Annotated in this window: 17 protein-coding genes and 1 pseudogene; 7 read left to right on the plus strand and 11 right to left on the minus strand. The window is 60.2% G+C overall.

Annotation, left to right across the window (positions count from 1 at the left end; genetic code table 11):
- The first annotated feature begins 88 nt into the window (after window positions 1-88).
- Window positions 89-988, plus strand: coding sequence for a LysR family transcriptional regulator (locus ACN0VH_RS10560; RefSeq protein WP_417700584.1), 900 nt, complete (start codon window positions 89-91; stop codon window positions 986-988).
- An 8-nt stretch (window positions 989-996) separates the two neighbouring features.
- On the opposite strand, the gene ACN0VH_RS10565 is transcribed toward ACN0VH_RS10560, so the two are convergent.
- Both ACN0VH_RS10565 and ACN0VH_RS10570 read right to left on the minus strand, forming a co-directional pair.
- On the minus strand, window positions 997-1,701 hold the full coding sequence (locus ACN0VH_RS10565; RefSeq protein WP_278922698.1) for a GntR family transcriptional regulator: 705 nt from the start codon (window positions 1,699-1,701) through the stop codon (window positions 997-999).
- Entirely contained in the window at window positions 1,701-2,030 is a 330-nt protein-coding gene (locus tag ACN0VH_RS10570; RefSeq protein WP_278922697.1) for an NIPSNAP family protein, read from the minus strand. The genes ACN0VH_RS10565 and ACN0VH_RS10570 overlap by 1 nt, the downstream gene beginning before the upstream one ends.
- A 94-nt stretch (window positions 2,031-2,124) precedes the next feature.
- Between ACN0VH_RS10570 and ACN0VH_RS10575 the strand changes: the two genes are divergently transcribed.
- The 3 genes from ACN0VH_RS10575 to ACN0VH_RS10585 are packed head-to-tail and all read left to right on the plus strand — an operon-like array spanning window position 2,125 to window position 5,453.
- Complete coding sequence (locus ACN0VH_RS10575; protein WP_417700585.1) at window positions 2,125-3,084, plus strand: TAXI family TRAP transporter solute-binding subunit; 960 nt, start codon at window positions 2,125-2,127, stop codon at window positions 3,082-3,084.
- 51 nt (window positions 3,085-3,135) lie between these two features.
- Complete coding sequence (locus tag ACN0VH_RS10580) at window positions 3,136-5,052, plus strand: TRAP transporter permease (RefSeq protein ID WP_417700586.1); 1,917 nt, start codon at window positions 3,136-3,138, stop codon at window positions 5,050-5,052.
- A gap of 20 nt (window positions 5,053-5,072) precedes the next feature.
- Complete coding sequence (locus tag ACN0VH_RS10585) at window positions 5,073-5,453, plus strand: polysaccharide deacetylase family protein (protein ID WP_417700599.1); 381 nt, start codon at window positions 5,073-5,075, stop codon at window positions 5,451-5,453.
- Here ACN0VH_RS10585 and ACN0VH_RS10590 read toward each other — a convergent pair.
- The 7 genes from ACN0VH_RS10590 to ACN0VH_RS10620 form a co-directional block, all read right to left on the minus strand.
- A complete protein-coding gene (locus tag ACN0VH_RS10590; protein ID WP_313790339.1) occupies window positions 5,351-6,316 on the minus strand; it encodes an ABC transporter ATP-binding protein in 966 nt (321 codons plus the stop codon). The genes ACN0VH_RS10585 and ACN0VH_RS10590 overlap by 103 nt on opposite strands.
- A complete protein-coding gene (locus ACN0VH_RS10595) occupies window positions 6,313-7,338 on the minus strand; it encodes an ABC transporter ATP-binding protein (protein ID WP_278922898.1) in 1,026 nt (341 codons plus the stop codon). The genes ACN0VH_RS10590 and ACN0VH_RS10595 overlap by 4 nt, the downstream gene beginning before the upstream one ends.
- A 14-nt stretch (window positions 7,339-7,352) precedes the next feature.
- Window positions 7,353-8,837 (minus strand): chlorohydrolase family protein, encoded by a 1,485-nt coding sequence (locus tag ACN0VH_RS10600; protein ID WP_278922694.1) that lies wholly within the window; start codon window positions 8,835-8,837, stop codon window positions 7,353-7,355.
- Window positions 8,834-10,030: an amidohydrolase family protein gene (locus ACN0VH_RS10605; RefSeq protein WP_278922693.1), complete on the minus strand. Its 1,197-nt coding sequence runs from the start codon at window positions 10,028-10,030 to the stop codon at window positions 8,834-8,836. Before ACN0VH_RS10605 ends, ACN0VH_RS10600 begins: the two co-directional genes overlap by 4 nt.
- 12 nt (window positions 10,031-10,042) lie before the next feature.
- Window positions 10,043-10,999, minus strand: a complete 957-nt coding sequence (locus ACN0VH_RS10610; protein ID WP_417700587.1) for an ABC transporter permease — start codon at window positions 10,997-10,999, stop codon at window positions 10,043-10,045.
- On the minus strand, window positions 10,996-11,967 hold the full coding sequence (locus ACN0VH_RS10615) for an ABC transporter permease (protein ID WP_278922691.1): 972 nt from the start codon (window positions 11,965-11,967) through the stop codon (window positions 10,996-10,998). The genes ACN0VH_RS10610 and ACN0VH_RS10615 overlap by 4 nt, the downstream gene beginning before the upstream one ends.
- A 66-nt stretch (window positions 11,968-12,033) precedes the next feature.
- Window positions 12,034-13,605: an ABC transporter substrate-binding protein gene (locus ACN0VH_RS10620; protein ID WP_278922690.1), complete on the minus strand. Its 1,572-nt coding sequence runs from the start codon at window positions 13,603-13,605 to the stop codon at window positions 12,034-12,036.
- A 275-nt stretch (window positions 13,606-13,880) separates the two neighbouring features.
- Here ACN0VH_RS10620 and ACN0VH_RS10625 point away from each other — a divergent pair, with 275 nt between their 5' ends.
- The 3 genes from ACN0VH_RS10625 to ACN0VH_RS10635 are packed head-to-tail and all read left to right on the plus strand — an operon-like array spanning window position 13,881 to window position 15,939.
- Window positions 13,881-14,579: a GntR family transcriptional regulator gene (locus ACN0VH_RS10625; protein ID WP_278922689.1), complete on the plus strand. Its 699-nt coding sequence runs from the start codon at window positions 13,881-13,883 to the stop codon at window positions 14,577-14,579.
- 17 nt (window positions 14,580-14,596) lie between these two features.
- The gene (locus ACN0VH_RS10630) at window positions 14,597-15,280 is read left to right on the plus strand and encodes a flavin reductase family protein (protein ID WP_278922688.1); all 684 of its coding nucleotides are present in this window, start codon (window positions 14,597-14,599) and stop codon (window positions 15,278-15,280) included.
- The gene (locus ACN0VH_RS10635; RefSeq protein WP_417700588.1) at window positions 15,277-15,939 is read left to right on the plus strand and encodes an aspartate/glutamate racemase family protein; all 663 of its coding nucleotides are present in this window, start codon (window positions 15,277-15,279) and stop codon (window positions 15,937-15,939) included. The genes ACN0VH_RS10630 and ACN0VH_RS10635 overlap by 4 nt, the downstream gene beginning before the upstream one ends.
- A 29-nt stretch (window positions 15,940-15,968) precedes the next feature.
- Here the strand turns inward: ACN0VH_RS10635 and ACN0VH_RS10640 are convergent.
- Window positions 15,969-16,076, minus strand: a pseudogene (locus tag ACN0VH_RS10640) (IS5/IS1182 family transposase); the annotation flags it as partial.
- 3 nt (window positions 16,077-16,079) lie between these two features.
- Entirely contained in the window at window positions 16,080-16,217 is a 138-nt protein-coding gene (locus tag ACN0VH_RS10645; RefSeq protein ID WP_417700589.1) for a hypothetical protein, read from the minus strand.
- Between the last annotated feature and the right edge of the window lie 335 nt (window positions 16,218-16,552).

A 16,552-nucleotide genomic window follows, 5' to 3' on the forward strand; every position in this document is an offset into this window, starting at 1 on the left:
TGTTCCCTTGCTTGCCAACAACTTGCCCCTTGCGGCATTCCAAGAGAATTGAGTAACTTCCGAAATAATACTTCGGAGATCACGAATAATGATACTGGACAATCTTTCGCTCTTTCTGCGTATCGTCGAAAAGGGTGGGCTGGCAGCTGGTGGACGCGAGATGGGGTTGTCACCGGCAACAGTGTCGGAACGCCTTGCTGCGCTTGAGAAGCATTACGGCGCGCGGCTGTTGAACCGGACAACACGCTCCATCAGCCTGACGGAGGAAGGGCGCGAACTGGTTGATGGTGCGCAGCGCTTGCTGGCTGAATCAGAAGAACTGGAAGCGCGCATCCGGCTTGGAGTTGAGCGCATTGCCGGGCCGATCCGGTTGAGTGCGCCATCCGATCTGGGCCGCAACCGGTTGGCGCAGATCATCGACAGATTTCTTGAAGAAAACCCCGAAGTCTCGGCCGATCTGCATCTGAGCGACGGGTTTGTCGACGTTGCCGCAGCGGGTCTCGATCTGGCGATACGCTACGGCGACCTGGCGGACAGCAGTTTGATCGTCCGGCGTTTGGCCAACAATTCACGGATCGTCTGCGCTGCACCTGGCTACCTGGAACGGAACGGTACACCGGCCCATCCCGTCGACCTGGAAAGCCACAACTGCCTTCTCATGCGGTTCGGCTCGGATGTAGACCGTGCCTGGCCTTTTGAGATCGACGGTGCCAGGCAAATGATCACGGTGCGTGGTGACCGGATTGCCAATGATGGCGACCTGATACGACGCTGGGCTTTGGAGGGGCGCGGGATTGTGCGCAAATCGCAATGGGATGTACATCACGATATTTCTGCAGGGCGACTCATCCCGCTTCTAAGAGAGTTTGAAGTTGCTCCTATCGGCCTGCAGGCGGTCATGCCTGCGGCGCGCACGCAACCGCGCCGGGTTCGGGCATTGATGGACGCGATTGTGCTGGACTTTCGAGCAGATCCCCAAATTACCTAATGGGCCTTTCAGCTTTCGCCGCTCTGGTTCGACACTTGGGTCATTCTGTTCAGAGTCTCCACCCTGTGCGAGGCGAAGATCTGCCGCAATCTCCGTTCATCCGCTTCGGATATCGCGTCGATCATGTCCACATGTTCGGCGTTAGAAATCTTCATCGCATCATCTAGCGTCAGACTGTTTGCGACGTGTGAGGCGAGTTGCCCCATCAGGTTACGATATGTTCGTGCCAGATGATCGTTTCCAGCCATGCCCAGCAACGTGTCGTGAAACGCCTGATTGTTCTTGGCGTAGCTAGCCGTGTCGTTCGACCTGATCGCTTCGTCCATATCGGAGACCTGGCGTTTCAGGCTCTTCAAACCTTCTTCCCAGGAACGAGAGGTGCGTTTTGACACCAGAAGGGCTGCCAGTCCGTTGTCGAGGATAGCCCGCATCTCAAAAACGCATGCGACCTCGTGTTGATTCAGGACTTTGACAAACCAGCCTTTATTTTTTTTCTGTTCGAGGAGGCCCTGGCCTTCGAGCGCGCGGAGCGCCTCGCGCACAGGTCCACGGCTGATGCCAAACTTACTGGTGAGTTCTTGCTCAGTGACGTGATCCCCACCCTGCCGCTGGCCAGAGATAATTTCGTCCTCAATTTTTGCGCGCACCAGCGAAGCAATACTAGTGCCGCGCAAGAGATCCAGATCTGAGGCAAGGGAAGTGGCTTCTGTCATTAGTGTTCTTCTTCCTCGTTGAGCAGGCAAAACTCCATCGACTTAAGTATCCGGTTTTTCTGACTGATTTGAAGAGAATTCACCTTTCGATAGTGAATCCAGTCCGGATCCGTTTCCATGGCTGCACGTCGGCAATCGCGGTCCGCGTGTGAATCGTAGCGCCGCAACTGAATGACAAGATTCAGATCCCCGATCTGGGAAACAAAGTACCCGATCGGTCGGCCCAAATGCTTTGTCTGAACATCATAGCCCAGTTCCTTGTAGCGCTGAAGGTATTCCTCAAGGCGACCCGGTTGGATCTCGTAAATCCGCTCTTCGTAGATGGGCATGACACTTCCTTTCTTCATTTCCTTGACGAGAGATTACTTGATGAAGTAAATGATGTCTATTGTAGATTGTAGGACAATCTTATGGAGGAACATCATGAACACTTTTGCTGGCCTGAAACACGGCCTCGTACTGGGATTGGGTCTTGCCTTTGCCGCACCGGCATTTGCGCAGGATCGCCTAGCGGTCGGAACGACCTCATCGTCATCAAGCCAGTACGGCTACTACGTTGCCGTAGCTCAGGTTTTGAAATCCGCCGGGATCGACCTGCAGGTCGTCGAAACCGGAGCGTCTCTCGACAACCTGCGGCGACTTGATCATGGCCAGGTGGATATGGGGCTCGTCACGACGAATATCGCCAAACTGGCGGCCGAAGGGCACGAATCGATCCCACAGCAAAGCGAAACCCAGACGCTCTGGATTTATGCACAACTGCCGCAGAACGTGATCGTGAGGGCGGACGCGGGGATCAACAGCATCGCCGAACTCGAGGGCGTCCAATACAACCCCGGCATCCGAGGCTCGGCTACCGAAAGCACCGCTGAACGGGTCTTCGCAGCGATGGGTGTTCAGCCTGAATTCGTGCGCGGCTCGACGGGGGATACGGTCGACGCGATCAAGGACAACCGCGTTGCGGGATACGTAAAGTCAGGTGTCGGTTACAAGGTCGACGGATCAACGCTCGATCTCGCCTCTTTTGTCCCAGTGAAAATCCTGGGGCTTACCGACGAGCAGAAACAGGCAATCTCGGAAAAGGTCAGCGACGTGACCCTAATGGATGTGTCGGCGGGCGCTATTGAAGGCGCAGAACCTTATACGACCTGGTCGATGGGATTTGCCACGGTCGTTAAGCCTGATTTCGATGAAGAGACCGCCTATCGCATTGCCAAGGCAATCTTTGAAGACCGGGAAATCCAGCGCGGTGCCTTTGCCGTCACCGGAGAATTCGACCTCGCACAGTTGACTATCGATGTCGCCACGACGCCGTTGCACCCCGGCACGATCCGCTACCTCGAAGAAAAGGGCTACGAGGTTCCGGACCATTTGCGCCCCTGAAAATGACTGGGGCGGTGCCCGGTGCCGCCCCCTCCTTGGAGGAAAACCCCCATGTCTGATACCACGTCTTCCCCGACTAAGGACGGTCGATCCCTGGTGGCGATCGTGCTGGCGCTCTGCGCGGTTGCTTATGTCACCCTCACTTCCGGGTTTGGTCAATTCACAAACCTGGTCCAACGCCCGGCCTTTTTGCTGCTAATCATTTTGCTCGGGTTTGCACTTTACCCAGCAAAAAACTTCGGAAGAGGGGGATGGATCGTCGATCTTATCCTGGCTTCCGGCGGTGCCGCTGCCTGTGCTTCGATCATCTGGCGATCGGACATCATTGCAACTTCCTTACCCTTCGCTGAACCACTGGACCTCGCGCTTCTGATCATACTCCTGCTGGCATCGGTCACCCTGATGGTCCGGATGGTGGGCTGGGCATTCCCGAGTTTTGTTATCCTAGCACTTGCCTATGCGCTCTGGGGTAGTGTCATTCCGGGCACTTTCGGTCATCGTGGCGTGGATATCTGGTTCCTGACAGAAACGCTGTTTCTTGGCGATATCGGTCTGTGGGGGCTGCTTACAGGCGTGGCTGCGACAACAATTGCCCCCTTTGTTCTGTTCGGATCAATGATCCTGAATACCGGCGGCGGCCAGACCTTCATGGACATTGCGATGCGAGTCAGCGGACGCTCTCCCGGCGGTGCAGCGAAAATGGCGACAGTCGCCTCCGGGCTCTTCGGCATGGTCAGCGGCAGCGCGGTGGCCAATGTCGCCACTACGGGCAACCTGACGATCCCGCTCATGCAACGGCTCGGATATCCGGCGCGACTGTCGGGCGCGGTCGAGGCTGTTGCATCCACGGGCGGGCAATTGGCTCCTCCGATCATGGGGGCGGCCGCCTTCGTCATGGCGGAACTTGTCGGCGTCAGCTATCTGACCATCGTGAAGGCTGGCATAATTCCCGCCTTGCTGTTCTATACGTCGATCTTCGTCATACTGCATTTGCTCGCAAAGCGCTGGCAACTGCCCCTGGTTCCCGAAGAGGACATGCCAGCCTGGCGCGAAGCGCTGGACCTGAAACGTCTGCTGCCGCTGATTGCCGGGCTGACCGCCCTGATCGTGGCCGTGTTCAGCGGCCGGTCGATTGCCTTCTCTGCCTTCATTGGAACCGTGGTTCTGCTTGGGGTTTACCTAGCGCTCAATATTCGGGGGAAAGAAGATCTGCGTATCTGTTCAAAGGCCATTCTGGCGGGAGCGCAAGATGCCGGTGTCGGCTTTGTTACCATCACGGTATTGCTTGCGGGCGCTCAGATCCTGGTTTCCATCATCAACCTGACAGGCGTGGGCGTGGCCTTGTCGTCGCTGATCGTGGATGGATTTTCATCTTTGCCCCTGCTGGCGCCGGTCGTTGTGGCCCTGGCGTGCCTTGTTCTCGGCATGGGTGTCCCGACGACCGCCGCCTATATCCTGGTTGCCTCCATTCTGGCACCGGCGATGATCCGGATCGGTTTCGATCCGCTCGCCACCCACCTGTTCGTACTATACTTTGCGGCTCTCTCGGCGATCACTCCGCCGGTTTGTGTGGCGGTGTTCGTAGCGTCCGGTATCGCAAAGACCTCCTGGTTCGCAGTAGCCAAACAGGCCATGCGGCTCAGTAGCGCGATTTACCTTTTGCCATTTGCTTTCCTGTTCATCCCCGGGCTCTTGGGGCAGGGCAGCGCGACCGATATCGCTCTCAGCATAGTTCGGGCGACAATCATGACCTGTGCTATTGCCATGCTGGCCAGCGGCAGAGCGTGGGACCAGCGCGGCGTCCTGACACTCTTGCTGTGGCTCGCAGCCTTGGGGTTGGCACTCGCTCCGTCCATTTACGCGGTTGGCGGCGCGGCTGTGCTTTCTCTCATCATCGTCTTCCTGCCGGATGGCAATGGCGGTGTTCCAGAAACCTCTTCCCTCGCAACAAAGGAGATTGGGAAATGACGACCTGGCATGCCTACGGCATGGCCGAGGGCATGCCGAGGCTGCTTGATCTTTGGGACCGACACAACATCAAGGTCACCTCTCACATGGTGGGTCACGCGGTCGAATTGCAACCTGATCTCGCCAAGGATCTGGTCGCGCGCGGGCACGAAGCGGCCGCACATGGCTATAGCTGGACATGCGGAAGGATATACGTCGCGGGACCCGACGGCTCATGCTCAGCGGCTATCACGCAGGATGAACACAGTGAATCCTTCACGCAGTTTGTGCAACAAAGCCCCCGCACGCCCGCCGTGCCTCAGCCTGCCAGTAGGCAGGCTGCCTGGTGCCCGTCTGCAATATGCCGCAGTGGTGGCACCGTTTCCCGGCAGGCCTCGTTGGCCAGCGCGCAGCGCGGATGAAAGGCACAACCCATAGGCGGGTTCAGCGGGCTTGGCGGCTCGCCGTTGTCGACACAGCGGTCGCGCTTAGGGGCATGGATGTCGGGAATCGTGTTCAGCAACAGCTGCGAATATGGATGCAGCGGCTGGCTGAACAGCGCCTCGACCGGGGCCATCTCGACGATGCGCCCCAGATACATTACCGCAATCATATCAGACATATGGCGCACCACACTCAGGTCGTGGCTGATGAACAAATAGGTCAGCCCCAGCTCCTGTTGGAGCCGCCGCATGAGGTTCAGGATCTGGGCCTGAACTGACACGTCCAGCGCCGAGGTCGGCTCGTCGCAGACCAGCAGCTCCGGCTCACAGGCAAGCGCCCGCGCAATTGAAATGCGCTGCCGCTGGCCGCCAGAGAACTCATGCGGAAACTTGCGAGCATCATCCGCCGCCAGTCCCACCGTGCGCAGCAGTTCCTCGACGCGAGCCATGGTCTCAGCCTCGTTGTTGCGCAGTCCCATCTCGCGGATTGGCTCAGCGATGATGTCGCCGATGCGCCAGCGCGGATTCAGGCTGGAGTGCGGATCCTGAAAGATCATCTGCACTCGCACTGGCCGCCCCTCGGTGCCGCTGCCAAGACGGATGTCGCCCCCGCTGGTGGCATAAAGCCCGGTCACCAGCCGCGCCACTGTGGATTTACCGCAGCCGGATTCACCGACGATGCTAAAGCAACTGCCCCGGGCGATGGTGAAGCTGACCTCATTTACCGCGTTCACCAGCAATCGCGGTTTGCCTTCCAGCACACGATTCAGCCAGGGCGCGGAAACGTCAAAGCGTTTCGAGACCCGGTCGACAGTTAGGATTGGATCATTCATCTGCATCATTGGGTACCTCCATCCTGAATGAAACAGGCCGCTTCGCTGCGCGCCGCCGAAACCAACTGCGGCCGTTCGGACAGGCAGCGCGGTCCGGCCTGCGGGCAGCGCGGGTGAAAGGCACAGCCTGAGGGGCGCGCGTTCAGGCGCGGCATGGCACCGTCGATCTGCGCCAGGGTGCCGCTGCGCGCGTGCAGGCTGGGTATCGCTGCCATCAGCCCCCGGGTATAGGGGTGCTGCGGATCATGCAGCACGTCTTCGACGCGACCGGTTTCCACCACCCGACCCGAATACATCACCGCCACCCGGTCGGCGGTTTCCGCAATCACGCCCATGTCGTGGGTGACCAACATGATGCCAGTACGGTGTTCGTCGCACAGCCGTCGCAGCAGCGTGGTGATCTGCGCCTGGATCGAGACATCCAGTGCCGTTGTCGGCTCATCCGCGATGATCAGCCGTGGCTCGGCTGCCAGCGCAAGCGCAATCACCACCCGCTGCCGCATGCCACCGGAGAACTGGTGCGGGTATTGCTTCAACCGCTCTTCGGGAGCGGGGATGCCGACCTCGCGCAGCAGTGTCACCGCCTGGTGTTGCGCGGCCTCGCGCGGCATCGGTTTGTGAAGGCGGATGGTTTCGATCAGCTGTGCCCCTATCGAGAACAGCGGGTTCAGTGCAGTCAGCGGGTCCTGGAAGATCGCGCCCATCTCCCGACCGCGCACACGGGTCAGTTCTTCTTCGGTCAGGGTGTCTACCCGGCGGCCGCCAACCCGGATTTCGCCCTTGGCAATCCGCCCCGGTGCCTCCAGCAGACCGAGAACCGCAAGACCGGTGATGGACTTGCCCGCACCGGATTCCCCGACCACCCCCAGGATCTCCCCCGGTGCGATCTGGATCGAAACATCATCGATGGCAGTCAATACCCCGCGCCGGGTCGGAAATTCCACGGTCAGGCTGTCGACCTCCAGTGCTGGCGTCCCCTCGGGCACGGGCTGGCTGCCAGGATCCTGCGGTGCAGGCGCTTGCCTCAGCATCATCTCATCTTCCTTCACGTCTGGGGCCGCATCAGCGGCGGATATGTCGGGGGAAAGATCTCGGCCACCGGCGGGTGGCCAACAGTGCGGTCAGGGTATTTGGCCAAGAGACCGTCGAACTGCACCTGCGCGCGGCGGCGGGCGATCGCCATGTCGATACCGGCAACCGCGCCATCGCGCATCGACAGGCGGCCATCGACGATGGTGGCCTTTGCCACCCGGCCCGTGGCGCCCAGGATCAACGTCTGAACCGGGTCGATGGCCGGTGCCATGGCGCTGTCGGCGAGGTCAAAGACAGCAAGGTCCGCCCGGCCCCCGGTTCGCAGCACACCAATGTCGTCGCGACCGAGCGCCGCTGCGCCGCCCAAAGTGGCAGCATCGAACATTTCAGCCGAGGTGATGCTTGTCATATCGCCCTCCACTATCCGGCACATCATCATGCCCACTGCCATGTTCAGCACCATGTCCGGCGGCGCGGTATCGGTGCCCATGGCTATGCCGATGCCCCGGTCGCGCAGCCGCCGGAACGAACGTAGCGCGCCGCCGTGCCGCGCCGAGACCAGCGGGCAATGCACGATGCTGACGCCGTGACTGGCATAAAGATCAAGGTCGGAATCATCCGCCACTGTGGCATGCGGTGCCAGCAGTCGGCCATTCAGCAGCCCCAGGCTGCCCAGCCACTGCGGTGCGCTCATGCCATGCAGCATCTGCACGGTGTCCCGCTCCATCTGGCCCTGCGCCATATGCAGCCGCACCGGGCAGTTCAGGTCCTCAGCCGCAGCCATGGTGCGGCGCAGCAGGTCTTCGGTACAGGTCTCCACCCGGTCGGGCGCCAGCAGCGGCGAGATCAGATCATGCCCCTGCCATTTCGCGGCAAAGCCGATAGCAGCGTCGAGGCCTGCCATGCCGCGTGCCTCGTTGAACTCGGCCGTCAGGCGACCATCCGCCTCGGCGATCATGCCGCCGCTGCGGTATGCCGGGCCAAGCCAGACCCGCAGGCCCAGTTCCTCTGCCGCCTCGGCGGCAGCAGTGAATTCGGCAACCGTCTCGCCCCACTCGCGGTAGAACAGAGAGGCAATCGGCGCGGCACTGGTGATCCCGTTCAAGAGCAGCTGGCCAAAGGCAAAGCGTTTTTGAAAGGCCAGCTCCTCGGGGCTGTACATCTCATATGGGCCGTGATCGACGTAAGAGCGCGGCCAAACCCGACCTTTCTTGTCGCCTGGCCAGTTGTCATGCGCCAGCAGCGTGGTGTCGAGGTCCGAGAGCGCGTCGAGATCGACAAAGCCCGGCGCAATCAGCGCCTGCCCCATGTCATACCGGGCGGCGACCTCGCCCTCGAACGCGGTGCCCACGTGGATCACCTGACCGCCCTCGATCACCACCTCACCATCCGGCACCAGATGGCGGCCTGACGGGGTGTCGGCAATGACCCAGGCCGCCCGCAGCGCCCAGCGACCGGGCGGACGCGCGCCCAGTGGCAGATCGGTAAAGCTGGTCATGGGGCCTCCACCAGGGTCTTGCCGTCGCGGGCTGTCACATGACCGCCTTTGACCACCAACTGGCGCGGCGCGTGGTTGACGACGGCCTGCACAACGGTTTCACCACATACCAACACCACATCACCTGGTGCCCCGACCTCCAGTGCGCGGCGCGGCTTGGCCATTGCCTCGGCACCGCCGCCAGCGCAGATATCAAGCGCAGTCTTGACCTCGCTGTCCATGCGCAGGTTGTTGCGCAGGCCGATGAACTTGGCCCGTTCCAGCATGTCGCCATTGCCATAAGGCCCCCAGGTATCCTGGATGCCGTCATTGCCGGCACCGATGCGGATGCCATGCGCCATCAACTGCTTGACCATCGGTGCGGGCGAAGAGGCCGGCGCGGTGGTCATGATGCGCACATCCAGTGCCGCCAGCCGTTCCAGCATCGCCTCGACCCGCTGGTAATCATTCATCCCCAGACAGAAAGCATGGGAGATGGTGACCAGCCCGGTCATGCCCAGTGCCTCGGCACGGGTCAGGATTTCCTCCATCGAGAACATGCCCATTTCGCCGCGTTCATGCAGGTGGATGTCCACGCCCTTGCCATGTTTCTCGGCCAGATCGAAGACCACATCGAGGTGCCCTTTGGGGTCGCGGTCGACGCCGCAGGGGTCTAGCCCGCCCACCAGGTCGGCGCCCATCGCCAGGGCCTGATCCATCAGTTCGGCGGTGCCCTCGCGGATCGTCAGCCCGGATTGCGGGAAGGCCACGGTCTCGATCTCGACCACATCGGCCAGCTTGTCGGCGGTCCGCATCACGCCTTCCAGCGCGCGCAGACCGCCGTCAGTGTCGATGTCCACATGACTGCGGATCAACGTCGCGCCGTAGGCGGCGGTTTGCAGTGCATGTCGCATCGACTGCACATGCGGATCCAGCCCCAGCCGCGCTTTCATCGCGCGTTCATTGTCGATCATCGCCATCAGGTTGCCGCCGCCGATATCGTTCTTGTACCAGGGCCAGCCAATCAACGACTTGTCGAGATGGGTGTGAGCATCCACCAGCCCGGGAATGGCAATCGCCCCCGCAGCGTCTTCGGTGGCCACGCCGGGGGCCTCCAGCCCTTGCGCGATTTCGGCAATCCGGCCGTCCCGGATCAGGATGTCGGTGCGTTCGCCATCACCGATGTGTGCATTTTTTATCAGAAGCGAAGTCATCAAAGTCGTCCTTTAGCGGAGTTTCGGGTTGAGCGCATCGCGCAGCCAGTCGCCCAGCATGTTCACGGCCACCACCAGGATACACAGCTGGACCGAGGGAAAGAGTACGATCCACCAAGAGCCTGAGAACAGATACTGGTTGCCGACCCGTATCAGCGTCCCCAGCGAGGGTTGGTTCGGCGGCATTCCAACGCCGAGAAACGACAGCGTCGCCTCAATCAGGATCGCGAGACCAAAGTTCAGCGTTGCCGCCACGAACACCGGGGTCAGCGTGTTGGGGAGGATATGCTTCAGCATCAGCCGCCGTCCCGGCGTGCCCACCAGCCGCGAGGCCTGCACATATTCCTTGCGCCGCTCCACCATGGTCTGGGCCCGCACAACACGGGCGTATTGCACCCAGGAATACAATGCGATGGCTAGCACCAGCACCGCAGCAATGCCCGCCTCGCGCAGTTCTGGCGGCAGCAGCGCCTGCGCAACAGAGCTAACCAGAATGGCCGCCAAGATGATCGGGATCGACAGTAGCACATCGCCGATGCGCATCAGCACGTTGTCGACCCAGCCGCCATAGTAACCGGCGGCCAGCCCGGCCAATAGGCCAATCGCCAGCGATACCGCGACGGATGCAATGCCGATGAAGATCGAAATCCGCGTCCCATAGAGAATACCCGACAAGATGTCGCGTCCCTGCACATCGGTGCCCAGGATGAATGGCATCTGCCCGCCCTGCATCCACACTGGCGGAAGTTCAGCGTTCCAAAGCTCCAGCGCCGCCAGATCATAGGGGTTCTGTGGTGCCAGCACCGGCGCCAAGAATGCGGTCATGATCACAATGGCCAGCACCGTCGCCGCGCCGACCGCGGATTTCGAGTTCTTGAAGCTCCACCACAGATCGCTGTCGGCGAACCGGGCCAGTCGGCCCTGAACGGTTGCCGCGGCCGCGGCGGTTTGGGGTCGGGTATCAGTCATTTGTCAGCTCCGCGAAGGCGAGGGTCGATCACCGCATAGGTAATGTCGACCAGGGCATTGAGGGTGACGAAGATCAGCGCGACGATGCAGAGATAACCCGCCATGATTGGCACATCGACAAACGTCACCGCCTGGATGAACAGCAGCCCCATGCCAGGCCACTGGAACACGGTTTCGGTCACCAGCGCGAAGGCGATCAGCCCACCGATCTGCATGGCGGTCATGGTGACCACCGGCATCAGGCAATTGCGCAACGCATGGCGGAAATGGATAGCGCGGGCTGGAATGCCGCGGGCTCGGGCGAACTTGATGAAATCGGTGCGCAGCACCTCCAGCATCTCGGCCCGCACCAGCCGCATCACCAGGGTGATCTGGAACAGCGACAGTGAAAGCGCAGGCAGGATGATAGACATGCGCCCCGACGACGTCAGCAGCCCGGTCGACCACCAGCCCAGGTCTACGGTTTCGCCGCGACCAAAGGCGGGGAACCAGCCAAGCCAGACCGAAAAGATCAGGATCAGGCCAATGCCAACCACAAAGCTGGGCAGCGAAATGCCGATGATCGACGTGAATTGCAGCGTTTCCGCATACCAGCGCTGGCGGTGAATGGCGGTGATCACTCCCAGTGGAATGCCGACAATCAACGAGATCAGCGTTGCCGCGATCACCAGTTCAAAAGTTGCAGGGAAGCGTTCTGCGATCATCGCCAGCACGTCCTGCTGGTTGCGGAAGGAAATGCCGAAATCTCCCTGCGCCGCGTTTTTGACAAAGGTGGTGAACTGGACGATGAACGGATCATCCAGCCCAAGCTTGGCGCGCAACGCATCCCGCTGAGCCTGGGTTGCCTGCTCGTTCAGCATCAATTCGACCGGATCGCCGACAAAGCGAAAGATCATGAAGGCGATAAAACTGACGGAGAGCATCACAAAGATTGCGTTCGCCGTCCGCTTGATCAGAAAAGCCAGCATCGGTGCCTCTCCCCTGTAGTGTGAAAAATGCGGGGCAACCCCTAATGGCGCTGCCCCAGTCGGGGATTATCGGGTCACAAACCACATGCGCGGCTTGTTGTCCGGGAACTGCGGAAAGTCCTCGAAATCTGCCGACACCGCCCAAGCCATCGGTTGCTGATGCAGCGGCATCATCACGATTTCCTCTTTGGCGATGCGCAGCGCCTCGGTCTCCATCGACAGGCGCTTTTCGCGGTCCAGCTCGACAGAGGCCGCCTGGGTCAGCTTGTCGATCTCTGGGTAGGACCAGTTACCCCAGTTAAATACGCCGGAGTTGCCCTCCTTGCTGTGCAGCATCTGCACCAGGATCGAATAGGTATCCAGCATCGGCAGTGTTGCCCAACCGATAGTATAGACATCCGCCTTGCCGCCCGCGCGCTTGGGCGTCTGCTTGGCGGTTGGGCCGATGTCCAGACGCGGGCTCAGCCCGATCCGCGACCACATCGAGGCAATCGCCTGGCAGAATTGCTCCTCGTTGACGTAGCTTTCGTTGGTGCAAACGAACTCGAACTCAAAGCCATCCTCGTATCCAGCCTCAGCCAGCAGGGCTTTCGCTTTTTCCGGGGCGGCCGAAACGACAGTGTCCAGCGCTTCGGAGTATCCGGGGATTGAGGGAGCGACCAACGTACCGGCATTGCGGGACTTGCCGCGCATGACGCGAGATTGGATCAGATCCATATCCACCGCCAATTGCATCGCCTGGCGCACGCGCAGGTCATTCAATGGGTTTTCGCCGCCAGCCACCAGCTCATCGCGGCGGTTGAAGCCCAGCATTACGGTGCGCAGATCAGTGCGTTCCAGCACCTTCAAATTTGCCGCCGCCGCCAGCCGTGGAAGATCCTGAACCGGGGCGCTATCGACGAAATCGACCTCACCGGACAGCAGCGCAGCAACGCGGGTCGCCGCAGAAGTGACAGGCTGGAATTCGATCCGGGTCAGATTGTGCTCTGGTTCGTCCCACCAGCCCTCGTTGACGGTCAACACCGTCTGCGCCTCGGGGGTGCGGCTTTCCAAAACAAACGGGCCGGTGCCATTGGTATTGAAGGTGGCGTAGCCCTCCACGCCGGCGCTGACATCCGTCGGCATCTCGGCGTTGTTGTCGACCAGCCAGTCCTTGTCGAAAATGTGAATGTTGGTCAGGTCGTTTAGCAACAGCGGATACGCGCCGGTCAGCTCGATGTCGATGGTATGGTCATCGACCACTGTGGCGCTTTTGTAGGTCGGCAGGTTCCCCTTCAACGGCGAGGTTTCGTGACTGACGCGAGTCAGCGAAGCGAGCACATCCTCGGCGGTGAAGGTGTTGCCGTTGTGGAATGTCACGTCCTTACGCAGGCTGAAGCGCCAGGTGGTTGGCGAGATGACTTCCCAGCTTTCTGCCAACCCCGGCTTAATCTTCAGGTCGCGATCAAAGCGCACCAGCCCTTCGTAGATATGGTTAAGGAAATTGATCGTGTAGCTGTCGCCGTAGGAATAAGGGTCGAGCGAGACAATGTCGCGCGGCGCGCCCCAGCGAAGGGTCTCCGCCGCTGCGGTCGAGGCGAGCGTCGCCGCCGCCATACCGCCCAATAGCGCGGCCTTCAGTCCGGTCTTCGAGATCATTTTGTGGTCTCCCTGTTGTGAATACAAAATCTGTTATTATTGCATCCATTTCGAATGCGGCTTTCTCTGAGCCTTTATTGCGGTATCCGCGGCACCCGGATCCTGCCAGGCGTTGAGGTGAGGTTATGGTCTGGATTACTTTCTGTCTACAAAAATGTTTACAGATTGTATTCAATTACTGTATCCAACACAAAGCAACTGAAAGCTGCTAGTTTCATCAAAGCCTCAGGCCACCGCCTGAAAACGCTTAAATTTCAAGCATGAGAGCACAGTAAATGTACAAATCATCAACCCGCAGCTTTCCAGTTTACGATTCCCTGCGCCAAGCCATCATTGAGCAGGCACTAAAGCCCGGCGTGAAACTTCCCGAAGATTCGATTGGCGAAACTTTTGGTGTAAGCCGCACGACTGTACGCAATGCGCTGGTCCGCCTGGACGTCGAGGGGCTGGTAGACCTGCAGCCCAATCGCGGCGCTTCGGTGGCAGAACCGACCATCGAGGAAGCCTATGACATCTTTGAAATGCGCCAGTGCCTTGAGCGTGAGGTGATTCAGCGCCTGTGCAAGATGGATCCCAAGCCCATCGTCAAAACGCTAAAGGAACATTTGAAGGAAGAAGAGAAATACCTGGGCAAGGATTCGACCCGCTCGATCCGTCTGGCCGGCGAGTTTCACATCCTCTTGGCAGAACTGACGGGCTCCAAGATCCTTGCCAATTACGTCAATGAGATCGTCTCACGCTGCTCGCTGATCCTGGCGCGGTTTGCACAAGTCCACTCCGCCGAATGCGGCGTCGAGGAACACGCCGAGCTGATAGCCGCTCTGGCAGATGGAGACGCCGAACGCGCCAACGCCTGCATGCACAGCCATCTGCACGGGGTGCAAGATCGCGCCCTGCTCAACCCCGAAGACGCCCAGTCCGACAACGTCGCCGCGATTCTGTCACGTTATCGACCAACCAAGACAAAACCCTAGACTATGGAAGATCCGCCATGACCGACGACATCCAGCCCGCAACAGGGCAAACACGATTCGACTTCGCCGAACTTACACCGCGCGAACGCTACAAGCTGCTGATCGGGGCGGTGGTGCCGCGCCCAATCGCTTGGGTGACAACGGTCAACGAGGCGGGCATTGCCAATGCCGCGCCCTACAGTTTCTTCAACTGCCTATCTTCCGACCCCGCCATCCTGGCCATCGGTGTCGAGAACCACGCCGATATGCGTTTCAAGGACACCGCCCACAACATCAGGGTGACGGAAGAATTCACCGTCAACATCGCTGCGCATGCCAACCTGCACGCGATGAATGCAACCGCGGTGCCCTTCGGCCCCGAGATCGACGAGATCGCCGAAGCCGGGCTGACCATGTTGCCGGGCGAGTTCGTCTCCTGCCCGCAGATCGCCGAAGCCCCGGTGCGGTTCGAATGCCGCCGCCACACCACGCTCAACATCGGCAAATCGCGTGAGATCATCTTAGGCGAGGTGCTGGCCATGCACAGCCACCCAGGCCTGGTGAACGACCGCCACCATGTCAATCCGACGGCGCTGGATGCGCTGGGGCGCATGGGCGGCCATGGGTACTGCCGTTCTAACCAGACTTTTGATCTTCCGACCATGTCGCTGGAAGAATGGGCCGCCTTCACCAGCCGCCAAAGCGAAGGCCTGCGCGGATGAAGCTCTGTTTTGTGAACCCGAATTCCACCGTTGAAATGACCGAGCGCATGGTAGACCAGGCTCGCGGTCTCGCGCCTCGCGACTTTGTTGTCACAGGCGTCACCAACACTGCCGGGCCGGCCTCAATTCAGGGCCAGGCCGATGGCGAAGCCGCGGAACCGGGCACGCTTTCTCTGCTGGCCGAGGGCGGATTCGACCTGGGGGTAATCGGCTGTTTCGATGACACCGGCTTGCCGATCGCCCGATCTCGCAGCCGCATGCCGCTTGTGGGGCTGGGCGAGGCCAGTTTCATCACTGCGCATGACCTGGCCGAGCCTTTTATCGTCCTGACCACGTCCCAGTTATCGGTGCCGGTACTTGAGGCCAACATCGCAAGCTACAATCTGCAGCGTCATTGTCTCGGCGTTTTTGCATCAGGTGTCCCGGTGCTGGATTTCGAACACGACAGAGCAAACGCCAAAGAACGGCTGGTCGCTCAGGCCAGACGACGCTGTGCGGAACACACACAGACCCGCACGCTTGTCCTAGGGTGTGCCGGCATGGGTGGTTTGGCTGCTGATCTATCGCAAGCGCTGAACCTTACCGTCGTCGACCCCATTGAGGCAGCGCTATCCCTTGCCCGGAAACAGCAACAGAATGCCAGTGAAATTAGTGCCTAGGGGCATGATCGCCCTTTCCCCGGACTGTCTCACCCTACGGGCTCGGGAACAGGTACACCATGAGCCGTATAGCGATTGAGGACAGTAATGCCGACCTGGATTTCGGCGACCTGGCGGTCGAAGCCCCCCGCAATGAGGCTTTAGCGAAAGGCCGTGGCAGCGCCCAACTCTTGCGTCAGGATGAGATCAGATCGGAACTCTCCCTCAAAACTATGCATGAGCAGCCCTGCGCCACTCTCAATCCAGCTGAGCGGCGCCTGGCCTTCCGGGTCCAGCATTCCGCTGTGAGAGGCCCCCGGTGCAATCGCCGGGGGGGCGCAAACAACTTAAATACCCCCTCTTGCGGCTGTTGCAGGCCGGAAACCAGTCCCAAGAAGGTGGATTTTCCACAGCCAGACGGCCAGAGGAACGACAAGAAACCGCCCTGCTGCAGGGGTCGGCTGATCGCCTGCAGGCCCCCTTCGCCATTCCACCGACGGCTAAGTTCTCCAGTGATAGACACACTCATGCCACCTCTCCTGCGATAATCAACTGTTTGGCCAAAGGTCGCGGCATCGCAGCAAAGGACACAATCAGAAGCAAAGGTAGGGTTTTATCACCTCGGGCGGACTGT

This window comes from Pseudophaeobacter sp. (assembly GCF_048267565.1).
Taxonomy (GTDB): Bacteria; Pseudomonadota; Alphaproteobacteria; order Rhodobacterales; family Rhodobacteraceae; genus Pseudophaeobacter; species Pseudophaeobacter profundi.

What these genes read in the sequence shown, in the direction of transcription:
- ACN0VH_RS10560 (WP_417700584.1), top strand. Translation starts at nt 89, where the DNA reads ATGATACTGGACAATCTTTCGCTCTTTCTGCGTATCGTCGAAAAGGGT.
- ACN0VH_RS10565 (WP_278922698.1), bottom strand. Translation starts at nt 1,701, where the DNA reads ATGACAGAAGCCACTTCCCTTGCCTCAGATCTGGATCTCTTGCGCGGC.
- ACN0VH_RS10570 (WP_278922697.1), bottom strand. Translation starts at nt 2,030, where the DNA reads ATGCCCATCTACGAAGAGCGGATTTACGAGATCCAACCGGGTCGCCTT.
- ACN0VH_RS10575 (WP_417700585.1), top strand. Translation starts at nt 2,125, where the DNA reads ATGAACACTTTTGCTGGCCTGAAACACGGCCTCGTACTGGGATTGGGT.
- ACN0VH_RS10580 (WP_417700586.1), top strand. Translation starts at nt 3,136, where the DNA reads ATGTCTGATACCACGTCTTCCCCGACTAAGGACGGTCGATCCCTGGTG.
- ACN0VH_RS10585 (WP_417700599.1), top strand. Translation starts at nt 5,073, where the DNA reads ATGGCCGAGGGCATGCCGAGGCTGCTTGATCTTTGGGACCGACACAAC.
- ACN0VH_RS10590 (WP_313790339.1), bottom strand. Translation starts at nt 6,316, where the DNA reads ATGATGCAGATGAATGATCCAATCCTAACTGTCGACCGGGTCTCGAAA.
- ACN0VH_RS10595 (WP_278922898.1), bottom strand. Translation starts at nt 7,338, where the DNA reads ATGCTGAGGCAAGCGCCTGCACCGCAGGATCCTGGCAGCCAGCCCGTG.
- ACN0VH_RS10600 (WP_278922694.1), bottom strand. Translation starts at nt 8,837, where the DNA reads ATGACCAGCTTTACCGATCTGCCACTGGGCGCGCGTCCGCCCGGTCGC.
- ACN0VH_RS10605 (WP_278922693.1), bottom strand. Translation starts at nt 10,030, where the DNA reads ATGACTTCGCTTCTGATAAAAAATGCACACATCGGTGATGGCGAACGC.
- ACN0VH_RS10610 (WP_417700587.1), bottom strand. Translation starts at nt 10,999, where the DNA reads ATGACTGATACCCGACCCCAAACCGCCGCGGCCGCGGCAACCGTTCAG.
- ACN0VH_RS10615 (WP_278922691.1), bottom strand. Translation starts at nt 11,967, where the DNA reads ATGCTGGCTTTTCTGATCAAGCGGACGGCGAACGCAATCTTTGTGATG.
- ACN0VH_RS10620 (WP_278922690.1), bottom strand. Translation starts at nt 13,605, where the DNA reads ATGATCTCGAAGACCGGACTGAAGGCCGCGCTATTGGGCGGTATGGCG.
- ACN0VH_RS10625 (WP_278922689.1), top strand. Translation starts at nt 13,881, where the DNA reads ATGTACAAATCATCAACCCGCAGCTTTCCAGTTTACGATTCCCTGCGC.
- ACN0VH_RS10630 (WP_278922688.1), top strand. Translation starts at nt 14,597, where the DNA reads ATGACCGACGACATCCAGCCCGCAACAGGGCAAACACGATTCGACTTC.
- ACN0VH_RS10635 (WP_417700588.1), top strand. Translation starts at nt 15,277, where the DNA reads ATGAAGCTCTGTTTTGTGAACCCGAATTCCACCGTTGAAATGACCGAG.
- ACN0VH_RS10645 (WP_417700589.1), bottom strand. Translation starts at nt 16,217, where the DNA reads ATGCTGGACCCGGAAGGCCAGGCGCCGCTCAGCTGGATTGAGAGTGGC.